23 protein-coding genes are annotated in these 22548 nt (G+C 35.5%); 16 read left to right on the top strand and 7 right to left on the bottom strand.

Annotation, left to right across the window (positions count from 1 at the left end):
* Positions 1-158: 158 nt before the first annotated feature.
* Both F6K06_RS29950 and F6K06_RS29945 read left to right on the top strand, forming a co-directional pair.
* Entirely contained in the window at positions 159-1343 is a 1185-nt protein-coding gene (locus tag F6K06_RS29950; protein ID WP_287244344.1) for a transposase, read from the top strand.
* A 41-nt stretch (positions 1344-1384) separates the two neighbouring features.
* The gene (locus F6K06_RS29945; RefSeq protein ID WP_124145970.1) at positions 1385-2422 is read left to right on the top strand and encodes a CHAT domain-containing protein; all 1038 of its coding nucleotides are present in this window, start codon (positions 1385-1387) and stop codon (positions 2420-2422) included.
* Positions 2423-2446: 24 nt separating this feature from the next.
* Here the strand turns inward: F6K06_RS29945 and F6K06_RS29940 are convergent, their stop codons facing one another.
* Positions 2447-4318, bottom strand: coding sequence for a pentapeptide repeat-containing protein (locus F6K06_RS29940; protein ID WP_287244340.1), 1872 nt, complete (start codon positions 4316-4318; stop codon positions 2447-2449).
* 35 nt (positions 4319-4353) lie between these two features.
* Here F6K06_RS29940 and F6K06_RS29935 point away from each other — a divergent pair, with 35 nt between their 5' ends.
* Positions 4354-4581 carry a hypothetical protein gene (locus tag F6K06_RS29935; protein ID WP_124145972.1) on the top strand — a complete coding sequence of 76 codons (228 nt, stop codon included), beginning with the start codon at positions 4354-4356 and terminating at the stop codon, positions 4579-4581.
* A 39-nt stretch (positions 4582-4620) separates the two neighbouring features.
* Here the strand turns inward: F6K06_RS29935 and F6K06_RS29930 are convergent, their stop codons facing one another.
* On the bottom strand, positions 4621-6771 hold the full coding sequence (locus F6K06_RS29930) for a HEAT repeat domain-containing protein (protein ID WP_287244337.1): 2151 nt from the start codon (positions 6769-6771) through the stop codon (positions 4621-4623).
* A 459-nt stretch (positions 6772-7230) separates the two neighbouring features.
* On the opposite strand from F6K06_RS29930, the gene F6K06_RS29925 reads away from it, so the two are divergent.
* From F6K06_RS29925 to F6K06_RS29915, 3 genes are all read left to right on the top strand, one after another.
* On the top strand, positions 7231-8763 hold the full coding sequence (locus F6K06_RS29925; protein ID WP_124145974.1) for a glycoside hydrolase family 10 protein: 1533 nt from the start codon (positions 7231-7233) through the stop codon (positions 8761-8763).
* 190 nt (positions 8764-8953) lie between these two features.
* Positions 8954-9184, top strand: coding sequence for a hypothetical protein (locus tag F6K06_RS29920; RefSeq protein ID WP_124145975.1), 231 nt, complete (start codon positions 8954-8956; stop codon positions 9182-9184).
* A gap of 45 nt (positions 9185-9229) precedes the next feature.
* On the top strand, positions 9230-9682 hold the full coding sequence (locus F6K06_RS29915; protein WP_124145976.1) for a PIN domain-containing protein: 453 nt from the start codon (positions 9230-9232) through the stop codon (positions 9680-9682).
* A gap of 24 nt (positions 9683-9706) precedes the next feature.
* On the opposite strand, the gene F6K06_RS29910 is transcribed toward F6K06_RS29915, so the two are convergent.
* Positions 9707-9922 (bottom strand): hypothetical protein, encoded by a 216-nt coding sequence (locus tag F6K06_RS29910; RefSeq protein WP_124145977.1) that lies wholly within the window; start codon positions 9920-9922, stop codon positions 9707-9709.
* Positions 9923-9932: 10 nt separating this feature from the next.
* Between F6K06_RS29910 and F6K06_RS29905 the strand changes: the two genes are divergently transcribed.
* Positions 9933-10541 carry a hypothetical protein gene (locus tag F6K06_RS29905; RefSeq protein ID WP_124145978.1) on the top strand — a complete coding sequence of 203 codons (609 nt, stop codon included), beginning with the start codon at positions 9933-9935 and terminating at the stop codon, positions 10539-10541.
* A 426-nt stretch (positions 10542-10967) separates the two neighbouring features.
* On the opposite strand, the gene F6K06_RS29900 is transcribed toward F6K06_RS29905, so the two are convergent.
* The gene (locus tag F6K06_RS29900; protein ID WP_124145979.1) at positions 10968-11696 is read right to left on the bottom strand and encodes a hypothetical protein; all 729 of its coding nucleotides are present in this window, start codon (positions 11694-11696) and stop codon (positions 10968-10970) included.
* A gap of 441 nt (positions 11697-12137) precedes the next feature.
* Between F6K06_RS29900 and F6K06_RS29895 the strand changes: the two genes are divergently transcribed.
* The 3 genes from F6K06_RS29895 to F6K06_RS29885 all read left to right on the top strand — a co-directional run bounded on the left by F6K06_RS29895 (position 12138) and on the right by F6K06_RS29885 (position 13473).
* Positions 12138-12278: a hypothetical protein gene (locus F6K06_RS29895; protein WP_287244331.1), complete on the top strand. Its 141-nt coding sequence runs from the start codon at positions 12138-12140 to the stop codon at positions 12276-12278.
* A gap of 305 nt (positions 12279-12583) precedes the next feature.
* A complete protein-coding gene (locus F6K06_RS29890) occupies positions 12584-13345 on the top strand; it encodes an HpcH/HpaI aldolase/citrate lyase family protein (RefSeq protein ID WP_124145989.1) in 762 nt (253 codons plus the stop codon).
* Between the two features lie 2 nt (positions 13346-13347).
* Positions 13348-13473, top strand: a complete 126-nt coding sequence (locus tag F6K06_RS29885) for a hypothetical protein (RefSeq protein WP_287244328.1) — start codon at positions 13348-13350, stop codon at positions 13471-13473.
* A 96-nt stretch (positions 13474-13569) separates the two neighbouring features.
* On the opposite strand, the gene F6K06_RS29880 is transcribed toward F6K06_RS29885, so the two are convergent.
* The gene (locus tag F6K06_RS29880) at positions 13570-13761 is read right to left on the bottom strand and encodes a hypothetical protein (RefSeq protein WP_287309086.1); all 192 of its coding nucleotides are present in this window, start codon (positions 13759-13761) and stop codon (positions 13570-13572) included.
* A 113-nt stretch (positions 13762-13874) separates the two neighbouring features.
* On the opposite strand from F6K06_RS29880, the gene F6K06_RS29875 reads away from it, so the two are divergent.
* The 3 genes from F6K06_RS29875 (at position 13875) to F6K06_RS29865 (ending at position 16624) form a co-directional block, all read left to right on the top strand.
* Entirely contained in the window at positions 13875-14540 is a 666-nt protein-coding gene (locus F6K06_RS29875) for a 2OG-Fe dioxygenase family protein (RefSeq protein ID WP_124145981.1), read from the top strand.
* Between the two features lie 594 nt (positions 14541-15134).
* Positions 15135-15917 (top strand): ABC transporter permease, encoded by a 783-nt coding sequence (locus F6K06_RS29870; RefSeq protein WP_124145982.1) that lies wholly within the window; start codon positions 15135-15137, stop codon positions 15915-15917.
* A 476-nt stretch (positions 15918-16393) separates the two neighbouring features.
* Entirely contained in the window at positions 16394-16624 is a 231-nt protein-coding gene (locus tag F6K06_RS29865) for a hypothetical protein (RefSeq protein ID WP_287244323.1), read from the top strand.
* Positions 16625-17064: 440 nt separating this feature from the next.
* Here the strand turns inward: F6K06_RS29865 and F6K06_RS29860 are convergent, their stop codons facing one another.
* Positions 17065-18594, bottom strand: a complete 1530-nt coding sequence (locus tag F6K06_RS29860; protein WP_287244321.1) for a SagB/ThcOx family dehydrogenase — start codon at positions 18592-18594, stop codon at positions 17065-17067.
* A gap of 220 nt (positions 18595-18814) precedes the next feature.
* On the opposite strand from F6K06_RS29860, the gene F6K06_RS29855 reads away from it, so the two are divergent.
* From F6K06_RS29855 to ilvC, 3 genes are all read left to right on the top strand, one after another.
* Positions 18815-19327, top strand: a complete 513-nt coding sequence (locus F6K06_RS29855; RefSeq protein ID WP_338043252.1) for a pentapeptide repeat-containing protein — start codon at positions 18815-18817, stop codon at positions 19325-19327.
* Positions 19328-19352: 25 nt separating this feature from the next.
* The gene (locus F6K06_RS29850) at positions 19353-19514 is read left to right on the top strand and encodes a hypothetical protein (protein ID WP_161565146.1); all 162 of its coding nucleotides are present in this window, start codon (positions 19353-19355) and stop codon (positions 19512-19514) included.
* Positions 19515-19985: 471 nt separating this feature from the next.
* Positions 19986-20984, top strand: a complete 999-nt coding sequence (gene ilvC, locus F6K06_RS29845) for a ketol-acid reductoisomerase (protein WP_124147135.1) — start codon at positions 19986-19988, stop codon at positions 20982-20984.
* Between the two features lie 306 nt (positions 20985-21290).
* Here ilvC and F6K06_RS29840 read toward each other — a convergent pair whose 3' ends face one another.
* Complete coding sequence (locus F6K06_RS29840) at positions 21291-22148, bottom strand: alpha/beta fold hydrolase (protein ID WP_124147136.1); 858 nt, start codon at positions 22146-22148, stop codon at positions 21291-21293.
* Between the last annotated feature and the right edge of the window lie 400 nt (positions 22149-22548).

The raw sequence follows: 22548 nt of genomic DNA, 5'->3' as shown, positions 1-22548 counted from the left end.
TTGTCGGTAGAGTTTTTCCAACTCTTCGATACTTTTGTGTGGTTCTAGCTTTAACAATCTCGGCATGGCGATCGCCCAACTCTTACTATTCATCCCTTAATTTATCAGGTTTAATTTTTTTATACCGATGCTACCGGATTTGATATTATTGGCTAGAACTGTTACGAAGACATTGGAATTATGCTCTAGGTCAAAGACTAGATTGGTTAAATAGAACTAGATGTCAAGTTGACCGTTGTTCATTAATTTCATGTCCTATTGGTGAAATTTCTACTAGACCAGATTATTATTTTCAACAATCAGCACTTAAACAGACAAAACAGTTATTTCCTGACTACAAGGAAATATATTCAGAAATTCAACAAATTAACTTACAAAGGCTAGATAAAGCTTGGAAACGTTGGTTAATACCTGACAAAAAAGGTCAACGTGGAGGGCGACCTAGATTTAAAAAATCAGGAAAGTTAAGGTCATTTTGTTTCAGCAGAGTCAATCATTCTAAAGCAGCAATTAAGTTTGATGGTAAGCAAATCATTATTAGTAGGTTTGGTACTATTCCAGTCATAGTTCATAGACCTATACCAGATGGTATGACGATAAAAACTGCAACTATAACCAAAAAAGCTGATGGTTATTATATAAGTTTCAGTTTAGAAGATAAATCAGTTCCTAATCTAATTCCTACAAATAATATCAAAACTGCTGTAGGTATTGATGTAGGGTTAAAAGAGTTTTTAACTACTAATACTGGTGAGACTGTTTCTGTACCTAAATTCTATAGAAAATCTCAATCGAATTTAGCAAGAAAGCAAAAAAAAGTATCTAGAAAAGAAATAGGTTCAAACAACTGGAAAAAGGCACAAAACAAAATAGCTAGATTACATCAACATATTGCTAGGCAAAGAGAAGATTTTCACTATAAGACTGCTCATAAATTAGTTAAACAATATGATATGATTGCAGTTGAAAACTTAAATATTAGAGGTCTGGCAAAAAACACGAAACTATCAAAATCAATTTATGATGTAGCCTGGGGTAATTTTATTGAAAAATTGAATGCAGTAGCGGTAAAACGCGGTGTTCATGTAGTAAAAGTTAATCCTCACAATACATCACAAAATTGCAGTAATTGTGGTCAAAAAGTACCTAAGACTTTATCAGTTAGAACTCATTCTTGTCAGAAATGTGGAACAGTTTTAGATAGGGATGAAAATGCAGCAAAAAACATATTAAATAAAGCGTTAAACGAGGTGGGTATCATCTTGTCTGCTTGTGGAGGCTTAGATATTGGTCAGCCAGCAAAACAAGAAACTTCTTTGTTTGTTGAGAAGCTCCGGTTATAATCTTTGATTTAACGGGAGAGAACTTCACGAGGTATTAGTTTATGAATAATCATGCTACTTATCGGAAAATATTAATTTTATCAGCTAATCCTAAAAGTACAAGTTATTTAAGGTTAGATGAAGAAATGCGAGAAATAAAAGAAGGATTGAGGCGATCGCCTTCTAGAGATTTATTTTTAATTGAATCTGCGGAAGCTACTCGATATAGAGATATTCGTAGAGCTATTTTAGATTATCAACCGAATATTGTTCATTTTAGCGGACATGGAGCAGGCCATGATGGTTTAGTTTTTGAGGATGAAACTGGGTCTCAAAAATTAGTTGATACTGAAGCTATTGCCGGACTTTTTCAATTATTTTCGGAACAGGTAGAATGTGTTGTTCTGAATGCTTGTTATTCAGAGTATCAAGCTCAAGAAATAGTTAAATATATTAATTATGTGATTGGTATGAGTCAGGCTATAAATGATAGAGCTGCAATTGAATTTGCTGTGGCTTTTTATGATGCTTTGGGAGCTGGACAAACTTATAATTTTGCTTATCAGTTAGGATATAATGCTATTATGATTGCAGGAATACATCAAGAGTTAATTCCTCGGTGGTATGATAAAAATAGGGAAAATTCAACTCCTAAAACTGCGACTTTTATACCTCGTAATAAATCTGATTTTAATACTTCTAATAAACGAGATAAAACAATGACTGGCGAACGTAATATACAAATTGGAACTGGTGATTATCGTGAGACAACTATTAATGACCAAGGAAGTTATGTTGAAGGAGATTACTATAATAATTCCGCAGAAAAACAAAACCTGGCTGATGCTGCTAATGAAATTCAACAATTGCTGGAACAACTAAGTCAAAATAACCCTACTGATACAATGACTGGAAATATGAAAATAGCAGGGGAAGTAATTGAGAAAATTGAAACTAATCCTGCTTTAATGAATCGGGTTTTTAGTGTATTAAAAGCTGGTGGTATCAGTGTTTTTGAGCACACTTTAAATCATCCGGCAGCAAGTTTTGTGATTGGTGCTTTGGAAGAGTGGAAAAATACCAACAATCAAGGAAAATAAAAACAAATTCTACCAGAAAGGTTGCTAGTTTATTTCCCTTTCCTTCTCTGGGGAGTTATGATGAGTATCCCCTTCAAAATAACTCCCTCGATCATTAACAGAAGTCTCTCGATAATCACCTTTCTGGACTTCAATATTCCGGGTTTCTTGATAGGTTTCGACATAAAATTTGTTCTGCTTTAAGGCTGTTTCTAATAAATTTCTCAGCTCAATAATATGTTTGTCTTTTTCCGCTACTCCAGCTAAAAGTGCTAATAAATCTGGATAACTTCCTGATTTTATTTGATGATAAATTTCATTATATTCTTGACTGAGAAATGAGCGGTCAACATCATCAGTAACTTGTGCTTGAAAGTGAACTATTTCATTACCTCGCCCTTCAATTGAAAGAACTTGTAATCCTGATTCTGGATATTTTTCGATTAATCTTTGAAAAGCTATTGCTGCGGCACTGGGGTCTACTCCTTCATGGTGAAATATATCTAAAATTGAATAATTTTCTGCTACTTCCCGTGGGTCTACATTTTGAGTTTGATAAAGTTGTTTAGTTTTGATAATAGGGGCGATAAAACTGCTAAAGTCTCCATCTTTAAAAATCTCATTGCGGTTGTCTGGTTTGCGCCAAGGGTCGCGGTCTTCTTTTGTTTCTAAGCGCATATAAACATAATCGCATTTAATCCCCTCAAATTGGGTATCCAGGGAAATTGCCCAATCCTGAATACAAGCACCTGTTAGTATTGCATTTGTTAGGTTAGTACCGTACAGTTGAGCTTTCACAAGTTTTGCTCTTGTTAAGTTTGCCCCTTCTAAAGTAGCTTCGCTCAACTTTGTACCAATGAAACTAGCATCAGTTAAGTCAGCGTATCGTAAGTTACATCCCCGTAAGTCTAAATTGTCAAAGTTCTGATCTCGTCCGTTACCTGTTACAACCAATTGACGAATTATTTTATTTTCTAAGTAGGTTCCTTCAACTCTAGCTTTGTCTAGGTGTTTAGCATTTAACCAACAAGTGCGAGTGAGAATAGCTTTTCTCAAATTAGTGTTTTTGAGACTGGCACCAGAGAAGTTGGCATCAGTTAAATTTGCTTCGTAAAAGCTAGTTCCTCCATAGCTACATAGAATAATTGCAATATTTCTAATCAAAGCGTATTTGCGATCGCCAACCACAGCACGGCAACCAATAAAAAGACTTAGAGCGAGCAAAGTTATCGTGGCAGGAATTGCAATGGCCAAAATTTTGACAACAGATGAAGTGTAGAGCAAATTTTTATTCTCTTCCTGACTGGCTTCTATTATTCCCAGTATTGCTGTAGCTAGAGTTACAAATTGAATCAATAATAATAACATTCTGTTTGGGAATGAAATTCTCATCACTGCGATCGCAATTGCCTCTAACAATACCCCTGAAATATTAATACCAATACAAAATGCTAGTAAAATTGCGTCTGCTCTGGCATCAGCTCCGGCATCATCTGTGCCTGGAAGAGCCATAAACATAGCAATAGAGGTGAGTACAATTATAGTAAAAAGCCATAAAGCCGTACCTATACCTCTATAAATTGTGATTAAAATAAAACCCAAGAATAAAATTAATCCAAAACCAAGGACTAATAATGGTCCTATCCAAGTTAGACCTTTCCATTTCAATATACTACCTATAAAAGCTCCTGCATAGCCACAGATAAATCCACCTAGCATTGCTAAAAATAATAAAATTGTTCCTAAAATCAGCAACCAACTTATTTTTAGCCCAGCTTGGGCATAACGAAAATTTCCACTAACAAGCATAGCTTGAGAAAAGTTTCGTCCCTGAATCTTGCTATGGCTAAAATTAGCATTATCTTGACTTTTGACAGTACCACCTTGCAAGTTTTGCTGTGGGAAATCTTTAAACATTTTTTGGAAATACAGTATATTAATACCAATAAAAAGTGCTAGTACAATTCATTGGACTTGGCATTATCTGTGTCTGGAAAAGCCAGAAACACAGTAATAGAGGTGACTATAATTATAGTAAAAAGCGACTTTATTTGCAATCGCTACTTTCATGGTACGAAACCGTAAAAAGTCTTGAAGAAGGAGACAGGAGACAGGAGACAGGAGACAGGAGGAAAATTACTTATGGATTCTCACCCCAAGTAATTTTGAACACCGTGTAGACGGTGGGGTATTAAACCCACAAAGAAAATGATAAAGCTTTACCTATTTCTGATCCTATTGCTCAATAGATTTGTCCAATGTGTAATGGAATAACCCTGATACTGCTCAGGCTCTATTCCTAGTAATGCCTCAATTGCAATCCTACGAACATATCTATCCGTATTAGTATCTGTGATGATGTTAATTAAAGATTCAATAGCCTCTTTTGATTGTATGTTTCCTAATGCTCTAATTGCTATCTCTAGAAGAGAACTATTAGTATCAGTATCTGTAATGATGTTAATTAAAGGTGGAACCGCCTCTTTTGACTGTATGTTTCCTAATGCTCTAATTGCTATCTCTAGAAGAGAACTATTAGTATCAGTATCTGTAATGATGTTAATTAAAGGTGGAACCGCCTCTTTTGATTGTATGTTTCCTAATACTTCAATTGCACTACAAAGAACATCAATATCCTCACCAGTATTTGTAATGATATTAATTAAAGGTGGAACCGCCTCTTTTGATTGTATGTTTCCTAATACTTCAATTGCACTACAAAGAACATCAATATCCTCACCAGTATTTGTAATGATATTAATTAAAAGTTGAACCGCCTCTTTTGATTCTATCCTTCCTAATGCTTCAATTGCACTACGACGAACAAAAACATCAGTATCAGTATCTGTGACAATTTTAATTAAAGGTGGAACCGCCTCTTTTGACTGTATGTTTCCTAATGCTCTAATTGCACTACTACGAACATCAGTATCAGTATCTGTGACAATTTTAATTAAAGGTGGAACCGCCTCTTTTGACTGTATGTTTCCTAATGCTCTAATTGCACTACTACGAACATCAGTATCAGTATCTGTGATGATGTTAATTAAAGGTGGAACCGCCTCTTTTGATTCTATGTTTCCTAATACTTCAATTGCATTCTTACGAACATCAATATCCTCACCAGTATTTGTAATGATATTAATTAAAGGTGGAACCGCCTCTTTTGACTGTATGTTTCCTAATGCGTCAATTGCACTACTACGAACAAAAACATCAGTATCAGTATCTGTGACAATTTTAATTAAAGGTGGAACCGCCTCTTTTGACTGTATGTTTCCTAATGCGTCAATTGCACTACTACGAATATCGCTATTAGTATCAGTATCTGTGACAATTTTAATTAAAGGTGGAACCGCCTCTTTTGACTGTATGTTTCCTAATGCGTCAATTGCAATACTACGAATATCGCTATTAGTATCAGTATCAATGATGTTAATTAAAGGTTGAACCGCCTCTTTTGATTCTATCCTTCCTAATACTACAATTGCACTACTACGAACATGAATATGTTCACCAGTATTTGTGATAATATTAATTAAAGCTTGAACAGCTTCTTTTGATTCTATGTTTCCTAACACTTCAATTGCACTCTTACGAACATGAATATGTTCACCAGTATTTGTGATAATATTAATTAAAGGTTGAACAACGTTAATTAAAGCTTGAATAGCCTCTTTTGATTCTATGTTTCCTAGTGCGTAAATTGCCAATATAAGAACAGAACTATCCGTATCAGTATCTTTGATGATGTTAATTAAAGGTTGAACTGCCTCTTTTGATTTTATCCTTCCTAATGCTTCAATTGCTATAAAACGAAAAAAACTATCTCTATCAGTTGTGATGATGTTAATTAAAGGTTGAACCGCCTCTTTTGATTCTATCCTTCCTAATACTTCAATTGCACTACTACGAACATCACTATCTCTATCAGTTGTGATGATGTTAATTAAAGGTTGAACCGCCTCTTTTGATTCTATCCTTCCTAATGCGTCAATTGCCCTACTACGAACATCACTATCTCTATCAGTTGTGATAATGTTAATTAAAGGTTGAACCGCCTCTTTTGATTTTATGTCTCCTAATGCGTAAATTACACTACTACGAATATCACTACTCGTACCAGTATCTATTATGACGTTAATTAAAGCTTGAACATTAGGAGGTGTTAACAAAATTTTATTTGTTTCTGGACCAACAATACCATCTGGCTTTAAATTATGATATTCCTGAAAACGAATAACTGCAGCAAGAGTCTTAGGGCCAAATATTCCATCTACTTTCCCGACTGGAAATCCCCAGTTATTTAATTGTTCTTGAAGCTGAATAACTTGATACCCTCGACTTCCTATTCTTATTAAAGTATCCATCTGAAAGTTATTTCTTTAGTATTTTCTCCACCATCCTAACCCATAAAAAACTACAGTTGTACTAAGAGCTAATTTGTAAACTTAGCTGTTTGCGCAGCATGACCCTGGAAAAGTCTTATATTACCTAGCTTTTAGTAATTTGGGTCTGACTGAACGATAAATCGCAAAGCCTAAGTATAGTAAAGAATTCATCCTCTTAATATTTACTTGATAAATCAGCTATAACTTCAAAAAATTTAAAGAATATTAACAAATAATAAAATTGATAATTAATTCCCAAAGGTTGAAAGTCTCTCCTTTTAAGGAGAATTAGATTTACTATAAAGTTAAATTATCCTGCCTTGCTGAAATGTAATGGTAAGTAGCTGAAGATAAAATTGAAAAACTTATGTTTTGCGTTGATACTTAATCTAAAAATTATTACTATTCAACAACGCCAATTATCCAAATTGTCCAAAAATGAACTTAATCAGCAAACTATTTTCCAAAATTAATATCCCTCAAAATATTCGCTTTCGACCCAAAAACCTCCTCTGGGTTTCCCTAATAATATTTGGACTAACCCTCACTCAAATCTACACCTATCTACCAACCGCCACTGCTCAACAACCCTCTTCCTTTTCCCCCAGAGAATTTCGAGGAGTATGGGTAGCATCCGTTGCCAATATTGACTGGCCATCCCAACGTGGTCTATCTGTTGCGCAACAAAAATCAGAATTACTCAACATCCTCAACCGGATGCAAGAACTTAACCTTAATGCTTTAGTCTTGCAAGTTCGACCCAATGGAGACGCTTTGTATGATTCTCCGATCGAACCCTGGAGTGGTTGGATGACAGGCAAACAGGGAACCCCACCACAACCATATTACGATCCACTAGAATTTGCGATCGCCGAAAGTCATAAACGCAATATCGAACTCCATGCTTGGTTTAACCCATACCGCGCTCAACTTAGTCCCAATGATGGTTCCTTTGCTGGAAATCACATGGCAGTCAAATATCCCCAATATGCTTATAGATACGGCAACAACATTTGGATGGACCCAGGGGCGAAAGTTATTCAAGACCAAACTTTCAACACCATTATGGATGTAGTCCGTCGTTATGACGTTGATGCCATTCACTTTGACGACTATTTCTATCCCTACCCTCAACGCGGACAAGAGTTCCCCGACTACCAAACCTATAACGCATACAAAGCATCTGGTGGTACTCTCTCTTTATCTAACTGGCGACGACAGAATGTGAATAACATGGTACAACGTCTTTACCAAGGTATTCACGCTGAGAAACCTTATGTGAAATTTGGCATTAGTCCATTTGGCATTTATCGCCCAGGGAACCCTCCTGGTATTGTCGGGTTAGATCAATATGAAAGTTTATATGCTGACGTGAAATTATGGATGGAGCAGGGTTGGGTAGATTATTTAGCACCGCAACTTTATTGGCGAATCGACCCCCCTCAACAAAGTTATCCAGTTTTGTTAAATTGGTGGTTACAACAAAACCCACAACGTCGTCATATTTATGCCGGAAACTATTTAAGTCAGTTGCAAGGTGCAGGTTGGTCAGTATCTGAGTTTGAGAGACAAGTTGCTATTTCTCGTCAGAGAGCAAGTCAACTTTCTTTAGGAAATATCTTTTTTAGTATGAAGATGTTTCGAGATAATGTAGCGGGTGTAAATAATGTGTTCAAAAGTTCAGTTTATCCAACTCCAGCATTACCTCCAGCGATGCCGTGGTTAGATAACCAACCTCCCGCACCACCGACAGGAATACAGGTTAATTCTGATGTTATTAGTTGGAGTGCTGATAATACTGGAGATCTTCGTTCTTGGGCGTTGTATCAGCAAACAGGTAATCAATGGTCACTTGTACAAGTATTAAATTCTGCTACTAATGCGGTGAGAGTTACGCCAGGAAATTATGCTTTGCGGGCAGTCGATCGCTTGGCAAATGAAAGTTCGGAACAAGTGGTAACGGTACAGTAGCTTCCGAATTTAGAATTTAGAATGTAGAATTTAGAAAATGAGGTAAATTTACTAATTCTAAATTCTATGTATAGCATTTCTCATAAAGATGAAGTACATTGACGATTCCCCTAAATTCCCCTTAAAAAAGTAGGGACGTTCCATGCAACGTCCCTACAGGGTTATTATTTTTCACGGAGACAATATTATTATGTTAGAACAAGTGTTTAATTTAGCCAAACAGCTTCCTGTTTCTGAACAAATTATTTTAATTGAAAAAATGATAGTTGAACTTAGGAAAAATAAATCTTCTCAATATTCTTTAATGCCTCTAGAAAGGTTACAATCAGAATTTGCTAAAGACTTAGCAGAAGCAGGATATAAATCAAGAGAGGATATAGTGAATTTAGTACGAGAAGTTAGAAAGGAAATTTCACAATAACATCGCTAACTTTATTAAATTTGATAATACTTTTAAATTAAAAAAATGACTATTTCTCCAAGTCGTATATTTTTCGACACTAATGTTTATATTATTGGTTTCGCTGCTCCAGAAAGTAATGAGTTTAGATGTCTTCAATGGGCTGGTTTAGGTATGAAAAAATCTGCATTAATTGAAGTTGTAATTTCAGAAATATTGCTTGCAGAAATTTTGCGAGTGGCAAAACGTCTAAAACATAAAGATTGGAGTGGAGAAATAGTCGATAAAATATGGCAATATTTTCAAGTCTGTTATGTTCTACTGGATGAAAATGAACTAGAAATAATTAAAAATTCAGGTAATATTCCTAGAGAGGATGCAGGAGTTTATTTAACTGCTAAAACAGCTAAAGCTCAATGTTTTGTGTCGGCTAACTATAAATTAATTAAGGCTATTGTAGAAAAAACTGGAGAGTTTGAGTGTCTAACTCCTGAAGCTTTTGTTAATAAGTATGTTTAAGTTATAAGTGTCTTCTTGACGAGTTCAATAAATCCATTGTTGAGCATCTTCTCCTACTAATGGATAAGTTGCTTTTCCTTGAATATTATGCCATTGACGCCTAGGTTTAGGGGTTGAATTATCATCTCTTTGAAGATGACTTGATAAATAACACATTAATTGAAGTTTTTCTTCAACGTTTAGCCCTTCTGATTTAGTAGGGACATTGCATACAACGTCTCTACCATTTGTAAATAACATTATATCAAATATGGCTTTCAGTGATTTTAAGACAATCTCGGATGTACAAAAAAAGTATAGAATTAAATATTCAGAAGAGAATTTGATAGTTAGTCAGGAATTATTGCCTTCAGACAGTTTTATCAAAGACTTTGAATTTAACAAAGAAAATATAGACTTGTTTGCCTCAGAAGCATCTCGCAGTGAAATTATAATCTCGCCACTATTGCGTGAAGTTTATAAGAAATATTATCAGAAGTATTCATTTTGGATTCGCAAAAGTATTTCTTATGATGAAATTCTCTCTGGAACACCTGATTATATTTTTTCACGACGTTCTGAACTTGGTAAAACTGTATTAGAAAAGCCTATTGTTATTGTTGTTGAAGCTAAGAGAAATGATTTTGAGCATGGTTGGGGGCAATGTCTGGCGGAGTTATTCGCGTCACAGAAAATAAATGATAATTTTTTCAGGGGAGTATATGGAATAGTGACAGATGGTAATTTGTGGCAGTTTGGAAAGCTTGTTGCAGACAATTTTATCAAAGATTCTGGGAATTTCACTATCGATAATTTGCCAAGAGTTTATGGTGCTTTGGAAAACCTGGTTCAATTAGTAGAAGAGGATGATGAGAAATAGGATAATTTGTACGGGTTTGGTCCGCAAAACCCTAGAGTTCCCTGTTCCCTATTTTCTCTATTCACTCAAAATATTAATGGTTGTTAAAAAACCAGGTTTCTGTTGATTAACGAAAGCTCATATTCGAGAGTCAAAGTATCTATCAACCAAGGATTGATATTTTGATCCCACATTTCGCACTTCAATTTGTATCATTAAAAGTAGTATATAAATCCGTAGCTTGGTAGGTATTTATACTATGCAAGTCATCTCAATTACTTTTTTCGTCGATCAAATTCCGAGTAAATAATGAAGCATAAATACTTGCTCGATCATGTACTCGATCGCGGCAGTTATGATTTTCTTCTAAAATTCTGTCTCCTGTCTCCTGTCTCCTGACTCCTTCTTCTATACTACATTTTGTGGTGCGGAATGTGGGTTTGATAATTACCCAAATAAGGGTTTACCAAGACCAGAGCAAGCATCCCCAGTTAACTTAACTAATTTATCTTGTTTCCTATGTAGATTTTCTTCCTTTATAAGAGTATTATATTCATCTTGAAAATTTTGATTCACTGTTTTAAAGTCTATAATATTCAAGAATTGAGACTTTTCATTATCACGTATACCATAAACAAAAAGACAAACAGGTTCTTCATTTCTACTGGCCTGAATAAGTCGTGCAAGAAGCGTTTGAGAATTTCTTTTTGATATGGGTTTGGTAATATCAGGAATTGTGCCTTCGTAGTCTACATTTTTAAGAACACTAATATCTTTCTCTGGAGATACACCTTTATTTAGCATTCGATCCGTAGGTTGATGGTCTGTATAAATCATAGAAGTTTGTTCAGATTTTCCTTTTAATCTCTGAACAAAAAAAGCTCTGAGTCCATCTGTTCCATCTTGTTCAGCAAAATTATAAGATGTTTCTGACCATCCTGTGATTTTGACCAAAACCGACCCCGATTTATAATTGCTAATATCTATTGGAGGATGGATAATTGCTTGAAATTCTACAAAATCAACAACAAATCCTATGATAGAAATCATAATACTAGCAATAGTAGCAACAACAAATACCGTACTATTTCTACGGAAAGATTCAATAAATCTGTGCAAGAAATTTTTTTGATTTGCTTGAGTGTTTTGATTGTTTGGATTTTGTGAAGTAGTCATCAGTTGCACCTAAAGTTTAAATTTGGGCGTTAGTAAATCAAGAGGTAAAAATTTAAAGGTCATCCAAAGCGATCGCTTTGAATACCCGACTAAGAATGTTACCCCTAGGAAAAAATCATCTCTTTAACCGCTAATACCAAGAGCTGAGTGTTTGTTCAGGATAAAACAACTAAAAGGCAAGACGCTCATTCTACAAAACTATTCAGGAAAAACAACGTGCAGACAGAGCAGTATAAATGCTCAAGGAAAGAGGAATTAATCCGGATAATATCATGTCCGTTTATATCGTTTGTGTAAACCTAAGGGTGAATATCTACAGGAAATGATGGTTTTTTCTTGCGAGGGTAGCCTTCTTCCCTCTTCCCTCTTTCTTCTTCCTTCTTCCTTCTTCCTTCTTCCTTACCTTTGCTATACAAGACCGATGCTACCGGACATGATATAATGTATAGAACCCCTGATCGTATCTTCATAAATTTAGCAAGGAGTCAGGAGACAGGAGACAGGAGACAGGAGACAGGAGGTAAGAGGGAAGATGTGGGGAGAAATAATACAAAAAGCAAGGAGTCAGGAGACAGGAGGTAAGAGGGAAGAGGGAAGATGTGGGGAGAAATAATACAAAAAATTCAACACACCAACACCAAGATTTTCGGTCAAAATTGATGCGCGAAAAGACTTGACCACCATAATTATATAGATCTCAAATGGGTTCTATAAGCATTATTCCAAAAATTTAAAATTCTTGGTAGGGGTTTGGTCTCCAAACTCTCTAGTAATATTGTTGGTAGTTTTACATAGTAATGGTATACAGGAATAAGAAATACCAGGAACGGGAGCAAGATGCTCCCACTACTATTCCCTATTACCTCTTTTCTATATATTTATCAACCATGCAAAAAAATCAACTCAAACAAAAACTCAAAAACGGCGAAACTGTACTCGGACTTTTTATGAATTGTGCTTACCCTGCATTCATAGAAATTTGTGGTCTAGCAGGATTTGATTTTGCAGTCATTGACCTGGAACACGGACCTCTAAATATTCTAGTCGCAGAAGACCTATGTCGTGCTGCTGACTGTGTTGGTATTGCCCCCGTTGTTAGAGTCAGCAAAAATGATGCCGCACAAATTCAACGTGCTCTTGATATTGGTAGTGCAGGTGTACAAGTTCCACAGATAGAAACAATAACCGACGCAGAAATAGTAGTGCAAAGTGCTAAATATAATCCCATTGGTTGCCGTGGTTTATCATTTGGAACTCGCGCTGGAGTTTACACTTCAGCAGGTAGTAATATTACCGATAAATTGAATGCAGAATCTTTAGTTGTAGTTCATGTAGAAGGTGCAAAAGGTATCGAAAATCTGAGAGAAATTGTTACAGTTCCTCATATTGATGTGATTTTTCTCGGGCCTTATGATTTATCTCAATCTTTAGGTATTCCTGGAGAGGTAGATGATATTCGAGTAGTGGAATTAATGCAAAAAGCAGTAGAAATTATTCGGAGTTCTGGAAAAGCTGTTGGTACTTTTACTAATAATTCAGAGACTGCAAAAAAATGGATTGATTGTGGAGTGCAGTATATTGGATTGGGTATAGATGTGAGTATTTTCTTACAAGGTTGTCAAGCTTTAGTTAAAGCAGTAAGAGGTTAATTTTGAAGAAGGAAGAAGGAAGAGGGAAGAAGGAAGAAGGAAGAGGGAAGAGGGAAAAAGTTAATCTAAGAATGTTATCAATAATTGGAGTGACTAAAAGATTTTACAGGAAATGTCCCTTTGACTAAATAGTATAAAAACGATTCATTCTGACTCCTGACTCCTGACTCCTGACTCCTAATAAATAGCCTAGCTATTTTTAGCCAACATTTATTCAATTAGTATTAGACTTGTTGGCATTGGTAATTTGAGGTATGATGTCTTGTTCGGATAAGAGAGCAAACAAAAAACTTTCTCCTTCTATTCCTCTTTATTCTTCTTTCTTTCCTCCTGACTCCTGACTCCTGACTCCTGACTCCTAAATAATTAAGATTAATATCATACACGCCCTTCATCAACGCCACATTTTTTAACAAAAATCAATGCTTTGTATAATACTTAGCAACACTTCTCATAAATCTGAGCTATACTAAAAATATAAACAATATAAAACTCAATTTTTACTCTATGAAAATAGGGAGAAATATCTATGGAAAAAGTCTTAGAATCAATTAATTTAGATTACGCTTTTATGTTTACCTACAAAAAGGTAAACTCAATTAGTATGGAAGGTTTTGAAGAGTTTTTTGCTGACCTTCCTCTCGATCCCTACATGAAAGCTAAATATCGTTATAGAAGACTTTCTCGTTTTATTATCTCAGGGGAAGAGGTAATAAAACAGCCTCATGGTTATCTTTTCCAAAGCAAAAATTATAATCCTTTAGCTGGAGATATTAAAAGGGAATATGCTGAAATAGACGACAGACTTATCGCCTTAGATAACTTTAAAAAAATGATATTAGCCTTCTGCGATTCCTGCAAAATACATCCAGAAGCAGAAATTGGAGTACATCAAATTAGAACGATTTGTTCCCCTAAGAATTCAGGTAATCCAGCACCAGAAGGTATCCACAGAGACGGAACAGATTTTATTGGCATATTTGCAGTAAATAGACATAATATTCAAGGCGGTGCAACTCATCTTTATACTGCTAGAAAAGAAAAGCCAGTATTTAGTAAAATTCTCAATCCTGGGGATTTATTATTGGTAAATGACCATGAATTTTTCCACTTTACAACTCCGATTAAACCTGTAACTGAAGAAGTAGGATATCGAGATGTATTTGTTCTGACTTCTCCAAGTTTGATTCATTGAAGAAGAGAGAAATAACGACTAAAGATAGAGATTTTTACTTTTGATAAGTTGTCTGTAGACTTGTTGCTAGATAAGAGGAAATTAAACTTATTATTTTTCAGAATTACCTTTTCCTGAATTGGAGGGGAATTAGGAAAAAATAAATCTCACTGTTTCACTCCTCCACTATTAAATTTAATACCCCACCCTTACCTGCTATACATCAATTAGAATGCAGATTTAACTCTAACTCAATAATTGCTAAAACTCCCGAATCACCTTCTTGAAAAAAAGGAGATTAATATCAAATTCATATAAAGTTGCATAGAATAATATTTGAATTAGAGTTGACTGTAAATATAGATCAACAAGACAAGTGAATAAATTTCATAATTTTGTGCAGTCTCACATATAATTGGCATAAACTAAACATTATTTTGATATAGCAATCAAAAATCTTTTGTAAAAAATCTAAGGATATATAAAAACTCTGAAACTTTTACTCCTGTTGCCTGTTCCCTATTCCCTAAATTCAAAGATATTTTTACCTACAACTGAAATAGGATTGCTGTATAATTTTTAAAGATGTAAATTTTCTGATGAAATCAAATAAAAATGGAACGATACCTACAAATATTAAAATTATTTTGGGGGACAGCGATCGCTGCTGAATTAGAATACCGCTTCAATTTTGTTATAGCAGCAATCAGCAGTTTAGGGAATTTATTAGGTAGCTTATTTGGGTTATTTTTATTTTATAGAACAGGCTATAAATTTGATGCTTGGAATTGGGAAGAAGCTTTAATTGTCTTAGCAATTTTTACTATTTTACAGGGTATATCTGCTATTTTTTTGACTTCAAATCTGAATCGCATTGTCACACAAGTACAAGAAGGTACTCTAGATTTTGTACTACTAAAACCTATCAGTAGTCAATTTTGGCTTTCTACTCGTACAATTTCTCCTTGGGGAATACCAGATGTAATTTTTGGTATTCTGTTATTGGAATATGCTGGTAGTAAATTAGGCTTAGGAATAGATAATTATTTGTTTAGTTTAGTACCCCTAGTCTGTGGGATAATTACTCTTTATAGTCTGTGGTTTATTTTGGGTTCAACAAGTATTTGGTTCGTAAAAATTTATAATGTGACAGAAGTCCTTAAAGGCTTATTAGAAGCAGGAAGATACCCAATGGGTGCCTATCCCAATGCTTATCGTTTCTTTTTTACTTTTCTAGTACCAGTTGCATTTTTAACAACAATTCCAACTGAAGCAATCTTAGGTAGAATTGGAGGAACTTGGATAATAGTTTCTTTTATTTTGGCAAGTGGGTTATTATTTGCTTCTATTGGATTTTGGCGGCTGGCCTTGCGCTACTATACAAGTGCTTCTAGTTAATAAGTAGGTGGGCAAAATTATTTGTATATTTATACTGAGATATATATACTGAGATATATTTTCTGCCCCCTCTTCTTTACTTCTAAATGTTAAATTAATCTTCCACAGGTACTTAATTTAGCAATGGAACCAAATCAACTTTTAAGTGAACTTGAGGAAAGTTTAGATTCTGAATAGTTACTACAAGAAATAGAACAACAGCAACAGCAGGAAGAACAACTTTCTGAAGAAACAAAATTTTCACAGAAACATCTGATCATCTTATTATTATCTATTCGGCGTTGCTGATTTGAGGTATGATATCTTATCCGGAGAAGAGAGCGAGCAAAAAACTTTCTCCTTCTACTCCTGTTTCTTCCCTCCTGACTCAGTCCTCCTGAATTCACCTCCTGGGAGGGGGAGGGGCGAGGGGTGGGTTGACTCCTAAAGTGATTAAGATTAATATCATACACTAATTCAGCAACACCTCTATTCTAATGATAGAAGTAAGTATAGTTGTCTATGCTCTACAAGCTAGTCAAAAAATAGTAATTGTTTCTCCTGAAGAACAAGCTCTTTTAGAACAACAAAAAGCTGAAAAAGATTTAAAAGAAGCTCAAAAACTAAATATTCAAGCTAAGAATATGGTTAAATATCAACCACTCCCTTTAGCGACTTGGGAAGAAGCAGAAGCAAAGTTACTCGAAGCAATTCAATTATTAGAATAAATTCCTGATGATACTACTTTTGAAAAAGAAGCGAGTAAACAGTTTCAAGCTTACCGCCAAGATTATAATAATCTGCGAAAAAAACTTATTGTAGAAAAAACAGCAACCTCTAAGTTAGTTACTGCTAAAAAGTTAGCTACATAAGCAAGTTTAATTGTGCAAAACCCTCCTCATCCACCGGAGGTATGGCAAGAAGCTATAAATTGACTCCAAGAAATACCTCAAGATACTTTTGTTGCTGCCGAAGCAGTAGAAAGATTAGATGTCTACCATATTTGATTTCATTATAGAAAGGTAGCACAGTCAAACTTTTTTATAGCGGTTTTCATTAACATAGAATACAGCTGTCAGATCTGTAACTGATTAAACTTAAAACATACTTATATTTTGTCTGTAGTCTACCTTTGTGAAAATCGCTATAATTATGCTACCCAATCCTATTATTGTGATCGCGCTTGGCCTAAGGTAGAAATATACACAACGGCTTCATCTACAGGAATACCTAAAACTTCATTCACATAATCGTCAAAGAAACCACCGATACCACTAACACCTAAATTAAGATAAATAGCTGCTAAATTTAGCCTTTGCCCAAGATGGCCTGCATCTGCATGGAGGTAACGGTAAACGCGATCGCCATATTTTGCTACAGCTTTTTTGAGGTCGGCGGTATGAAATAGCACAACAGCAGCATCTCTCCCTAACTCTTGACCCAAGCACAGAAAATGTAGCTCTTGTCGGAAATTTTTAAACCTAATTTGCCGTAACTCTTGAGCAACTGGAGCATAATAATAACAACCTTCTTCTAAACCATCTACTCCTGAAACAGCAATAAATGTTTCGATTAAACTTAGGTCAAAATAATCAGGGTTACGATCTAAGTCTTGATTAATATAATGATGGGGTTGATAGGTAAAATCTAATACAGCTAATAGTTCCTTTAAAGCAATTGGTTCCCCAGTATACACGCGAGTAGAGCGTCTTTTGAGAATTGTTTTTCTTAAAGCTCTTAAGTCTTTGCCCCATGAGATAGAGGGAGTGACAGTGGAGACTTTTGTACAGAATGGAAAGTTGTATTTATCTTCTGAGTATTCAGGAGTTTCTCTTGTTTTCCAGGTAGGCACTTTTGGAGAATTTGAGTTGATGTGAGCAGCTTGATGTAAATATTTTAGCAGTTCACCATCTGGAATCATAGGGTAATCTGTTTGAGTGCTAGAAGGTAAAGCACTTTCCCATTGTGAGAGATTTTGTTCAATATCTAGTAGGTCTGCCAGAGCGATAATAGCGATCGCCTGTTCTTCTTGAGTATCTAGATAAAGCATTTGATTTATTGCTTCATCGGTAAACCCACCAATTAGATGAGGTCGATAGTTGGTGAAAGCAGAAGCTAATTCAATATTACCTAGTAAATGACCTGTATCTAAAAATATTCTTCTATATGCTCGGTCTTCGTAACGCCAAGCAGAACGATAGAAAATAGTAGTTATGGCGATCGCTAATTTTGTATTTTCTAAAGCTGGATGCCAAAAACAAGCATCTTGCAATTCTGGCCAGATTCTATTATCCCAAAATCTGAGTAAGGAATGAGTTTTGGCCTGATAATTATATAGTCCGGCAGGTAATAGAGGTGTGCCACGGGAAATTAAATAAACCTCCGCAGGATACAAACCTCCAGCAGAGGGAGCAGCTCTTAAGTAATGATTTCCCATAATTGTTGCCACTTTACCAGTTAAACCATAGCTACATAAAAATAAATTAGATAGCCTTTCTCCTTCTCCTAAATCTTTTTCTTGATCAATTTGTTCTTGTAGATAGGGTTTGAGGTCAATAGTTGTCCCGACTTTATATTCTTTGAATGGTATTGGTTGTTTTTCCCAGTCTAGTTGGTTATTCTTACTTGCTATTGTTTCTGGGTCGTATTTTGTCCGTTCATGGTAGTGTTGAGCGATGGATTGTTTAACTTCTGTCATAATTCTTGTTAGGTTTTATTAGGTATAGTTATGATTTTGACATTTCTGAATAAAAATTTTACAAATCTTAAAAAAGGATTAGAATCGCAGTAATTTTTATAAGGCAATCTTAATATTAAGCTTAATAAAAAAAACCGAGTATAAATACTCATAATTTAACACATAAATAATAATTATCAACTGCTAATCAAGTAGTTATAAAAATATTAAGATGGAGAAAATGAGTGCAGAGGAATTACTGGCAAGATACGCGGAGGGTCAAAGAGAATTTTGTGATATTGATTTGAGTAATATTGAATTATTTGAGGCTGATTTAGAAGGAATTAATTTAAAAGGTTGTGATTTAACAAAAGCTTATATGCCTTATGCAAATTTGAATCAAGCTAATCTTAAAGGATGTAATTTACAAGAAGTGGAAATGGGAGATATTAAACTTTATCAAGCTAATTTATCTAATACCAATATTTCGCAGGGAAATCTATCGAGAGCTAATTTGCGTAATGCTATTCTGAGTGGTGCAAATTTGAATCGAGCCAATTTACAAGGTGCAAATTTATATAATGCAGACCTCACAGACACAGATTTAAGCCATGCAGATTTAAGAAAAGCTAATCTAGAGAAGGCAAAATTAGATAATGCTAAATTGGGATGGTGTAATTTATTTCGAGCTAAAAAAGTTGATTTATCTATGGCAGAACACAACGACACTACTATTGGACCTGATGGGTATTAAATAATTAATAATTAATAATTAGGGTTTGCTGAAAAAGTCTTATTGGGTGAGGGGAGGAGACAGGAGACAGGAGACAGGAGACAGGAGAAATGGGAATGAACTAGGAGGTAGGAGTAAGAATTGTAAGAATAATTTTTCTGCCCAACTCTGGCCTAAAATACGCTCCTTTTTGAGCGTGAAGAGCTGAAAACCAGGCACTTTTTAAAAGCACCAAAAAGGCACTTACCTTTATCTGTAAATACTTTTAGATTAGATCGGTAAGCCATAATTAATAATTAACAATTACCTCTCCTTGAAAACGGATAGGATTGACTAATAATGAAAATTTTTTCTCTCTTGGTCGATTGGATATGGTACAGGTTTCCTCACCATCCCACCCTACGGGAAGCTACGCTAACGACCGCTTGTTTCTCCTTTAAAGAAGAGGCTTTAAACCTTAATTATTCGGTAAAAATCAAAAATAAAATCAATTCTTATCCATAAATTATCAATTACTCCCCTCCTGGGAGGGGGAGGGGCGAGGGGTGGGTTTCCCCTGTTCCCTGTTCCCTGTTCCCTGTTCCCTCTTTATAGAGTGTAGAGTAGAAAATTTTACCGATATTTGATATAATAGAAGTTTTGCATAAATAATATATAGTTGCTGACAGGAGACAAAATAATGGCCAAAATGTACTACGATACCGATGCTAACCTGGACATCTTCAACAACAAAACTATTGCCATCGTTGGTTATGGTTCCCAAGGTCATGCTCACGCCCTAAATCTCAAAGATAGTGGCTTAAAAGTAATTGTAGGACTATATCCAGGTAGTAAGTCTGCCCACAAAGCAAAAGAAGCAGGTTTAGATGTTTACCCAGTAGACAAAGCTACCGAAATAGCAGACCTAATTATGATTCTTTTGCCAGACGAAGTGCAGAAAACCGTCTATAAAAACGAAATTGAGCCTAATCTCGCAGAAGGAAAAATTCTAGCTTTTGCCCACGGCTTTAATATTCATTTTGGTCAAATTCTTCCACCGCCAAACGTAGATGTGGTCATGGTTGCTCCCAAAGGGCCAGGACATTTGGTCAGACGGACTTATGAACAAGGAGAAGGAGTACCCTGTCTATTTGCCATCTTCCAAGATGCTTCTGGTCAAGCACGCGATCGCGCTATGGCTTATGCTAAAGGTATTGGTGGCACTCGTGCAGGTATTCTCGAGACCAGCTTCCGGGAAGAAACTGAAACTGACCTCTTTGGCGAACAAGTAGTTCTCTGTGGTGGTCTGAGTGGATTAATTAAAGCTGGGTTTGAAACTCTAGTAAATGCAGGTTATCAGCCAGAATTAGCTTACTTTGAATGTATGCACGAAGTTAAACTAATTGTGGATCTCGTTGTTGAAGGTGGTCTGGCAAAGATGCGGGACAGTATCTCCAATACTGCTGAATTTGGTGACTATACTCGCGGTCCTCGGATCGTTAATGACCAAACTCGTGCCGAGATGCGGAAAATCTTAAGCGAAATTCAATCTGGTCAATTTGCCCGCGAGTTTGTCATGGAAAACCAAACAGGCAAACCTGTATTTACTGCCATGCGTCGTCAAGAAGCAGAACACCCTGTTGAAGAAGTGGGTAAAGACTTGCGTGCTATGTTTAGCTGGCTCAAAAAACACGGTTAAAGAAGGAGTCAGGAGTCAGGAGTCAGAAGGGAAGAAAGAAGAGGAGGAAAAGGAGAAAGTTTTTTGTTCGCGCTCTTACCCGGACATGATATCATACCTCTTTTCACCAACGCCAATTTTTTTAGTCTTAAATGAAGAACTTCTGACTCCTAAATATAATTATACCAATGCTACCGGGTTTGATATAATATTAAATCCGGTTATGAAAAACTAATTTGTCCAAATCCTTCTAACCCTTCTGCCTTCTGCCCTCTGCCTTCTGCCTTACCTTCACAATAAATTTCTCTTCGCGCACCAAATTTAGTATTACTTGTAAACCAAAAAGCCAATGATTGCATCGAGAAGCGCTTCTGGTTCATCAACTCTGATTAAATGACCGCTATTTTCAAAGATTTTTAAATTAGCATGGGGAATAGCTTTAGCGATTTCTTCTGACAATTCTGGAGGACAAATCCAATCATGTTTTCCTGCCATGATTAAAGTGGGAGCAGTAATTTTATGTAACTGCTCAAGCACATTATAAGAACGTAAAAAACCACCAAACGCAACATTAATAGCATCGGGAGATAAAATAGTTCTGTTCCAACTTTTTCCCGATGTTTCTGGTTGATAAGTTAATGAATACATGGGCATCATTACTTGAAAATATTCTTGCAGTTGAGCTTCATTCTCAAATTGACCATCCCATAAAAATTGAGCGATCGCTTGTTGTTCTTTTGTTCCTTTTTTTGCTAAATTAACTTTTGCTAGTTCCAAAAACCTAGAACTGCCAGCAGTAGCAATAACAATTAAAGATTGAACATTTTCTGGATAACGGACTGCATAACTCAGGGCAACCATTCCTCCATAAGAAGTACCAATAATCACAATTTTTTCTAACCCTAAATATTGGCGCAATGCTTCCATATCTTCTACATTATTTTCGAGGGTATAAGTTTCTTTTGCTCCCCTCGCCGATCGCCCTTGTCCCCGGTGGTCAAAATAGACTAATTGTAATTTTTGACTCAAAGGAGAAAAGGTAGGTTTATAGGAAGTATGGTCTGCACCAGGTCCCCCATGAATTACAAAAGCAACAGGTTTTTCTCGCATCCTTTCCCCATCTGGCACTAGGGCAGCACCTTCAACATCAAAATAGATTTCCGTATCTCTGATTTTAGCTAACATCTTGTTTAAAAAAATAGAGTTTAAAATGAGATTTTTTCTGAATTATATTATTCACCAGCATACAAAAATAATAACTTGCTTGAAGAATGAGTTAGGAGTCAGAAGTCAGGAGTTAGGAGAATGGGGTCGATGGAGATTCTCACCCCACCAGCAACATCTGCACCGTGCAGACGCTGGGGTATTAAACCCATAAGGGATAAAGATAATATCAATTTGAGGGGGAGGGAACAGAATATCCTGATTATATCAAATCCCTTTAATTCGGTATAAAAAAATAGGGGTTGCACATTATGGAATGATATTGCCAAAAATTGGTTTAGATTTTGACTAAAAATAACCATTAATTAATCATTCTAGCAATTGATTAATCCACAATCCAATTCTATCAAAAATATCAAAT

The organism is Okeania sp. SIO1H4 (genome assembly GCF_010672695.1).
Taxonomy (GTDB): Bacteria; Cyanobacteriota; Cyanobacteriia; order Cyanobacteriales; family Microcoleaceae; genus Okeania; species Okeania hirsuta.
Note: the sequence above shows the minus strand (reverse complement) of the source record. Positions and strands in the feature narration are given on the sequence as shown.

Bases quoted from the DNA above. Each gene is read 5' to 3' on its own strand.
- F6K06_RS29945 (WP_124145970.1), top strand. From the start codon at position 1,385: ATGAATAATCATGCTACTTATCGGAAAATATTAATTTTATCAGCTAAT.
- F6K06_RS29940 (WP_287244340.1), bottom strand. From the start codon at position 4,318: ATGTTTAAAGATTTCCCACAGCAAAACTTGCAAGGTGGTACTGTCAAA.
- F6K06_RS29930 (WP_287244337.1), bottom strand. From the start codon at position 6,771: ATGGATACTTTAATAAGAATAGGAAGTCGAGGGTATCAAGTTATTCAG.
- F6K06_RS29925 (WP_124145974.1), top strand. From the start codon at position 7,231: ATGAACTTAATCAGCAAACTATTTTCCAAAATTAATATCCCTCAAAAT.
- F6K06_RS29920 (WP_124145975.1), top strand. From the start codon at position 8,954: ATGTTAGAACAAGTGTTTAATTTAGCCAAACAGCTTCCTGTTTCTGAA.
- F6K06_RS29915 (WP_124145976.1), top strand. From the start codon at position 9,230: ATGACTATTTCTCCAAGTCGTATATTTTTCGACACTAATGTTTATATT.
- F6K06_RS29910 (WP_124145977.1), bottom strand. From the start codon at position 9,922: ATGTTATTTACAAATGGTAGAGACGTTGTATGCAATGTCCCTACTAAA.
- F6K06_RS29905 (WP_124145978.1), top strand. From the start codon at position 9,933: ATGGCTTTCAGTGATTTTAAGACAATCTCGGATGTACAAAAAAAGTAT.
- F6K06_RS29900 (WP_124145979.1), bottom strand. From the start codon at position 11,696: ATGACTACTTCACAAAATCCAAACAATCAAAACACTCAAGCAAATCAA.
- F6K06_RS29895 (WP_287244331.1), top strand. From the start codon at position 12,138: ATGTATAGAACCCCTGATCGTATCTTCATAAATTTAGCAAGGAGTCAG.
- F6K06_RS29890 (WP_124145989.1), top strand. From the start codon at position 12,584: ATGCAAAAAAATCAACTCAAACAAAAACTCAAAAACGGCGAAACTGTA.
- F6K06_RS29875 (WP_124145981.1), top strand. From the start codon at position 13,875: ATGGAAAAAGTCTTAGAATCAATTAATTTAGATTACGCTTTTATGTTT.
- F6K06_RS29870 (WP_124145982.1), top strand. From the start codon at position 15,135: ATGGAACGATACCTACAAATATTAAAATTATTTTGGGGGACAGCGATC.
- F6K06_RS29865 (WP_287244323.1), top strand. From the start codon at position 16,394: ATGATAGAAGTAAGTATAGTTGTCTATGCTCTACAAGCTAGTCAAAAA.
- F6K06_RS29860 (WP_287244321.1), bottom strand. From the start codon at position 18,594: ATGACAGAAGTTAAACAATCCATCGCTCAACACTACCATGAACGGACA.
- F6K06_RS29855 (WP_338043252.1), top strand. From the start codon at position 18,815: ATGAGTGCAGAGGAATTACTGGCAAGATACGCGGAGGGTCAAAGAGAA.
- ilvC (WP_124147135.1), top strand. From the start codon at position 19,986: ATGGCCAAAATGTACTACGATACCGATGCTAACCTGGACATCTTCAAC.
- F6K06_RS29840 (WP_124147136.1), bottom strand. From the start codon at position 22,148: ATGTTAGCTAAAATCAGAGATACGGAAATCTATTTTGATGTTGAAGGT.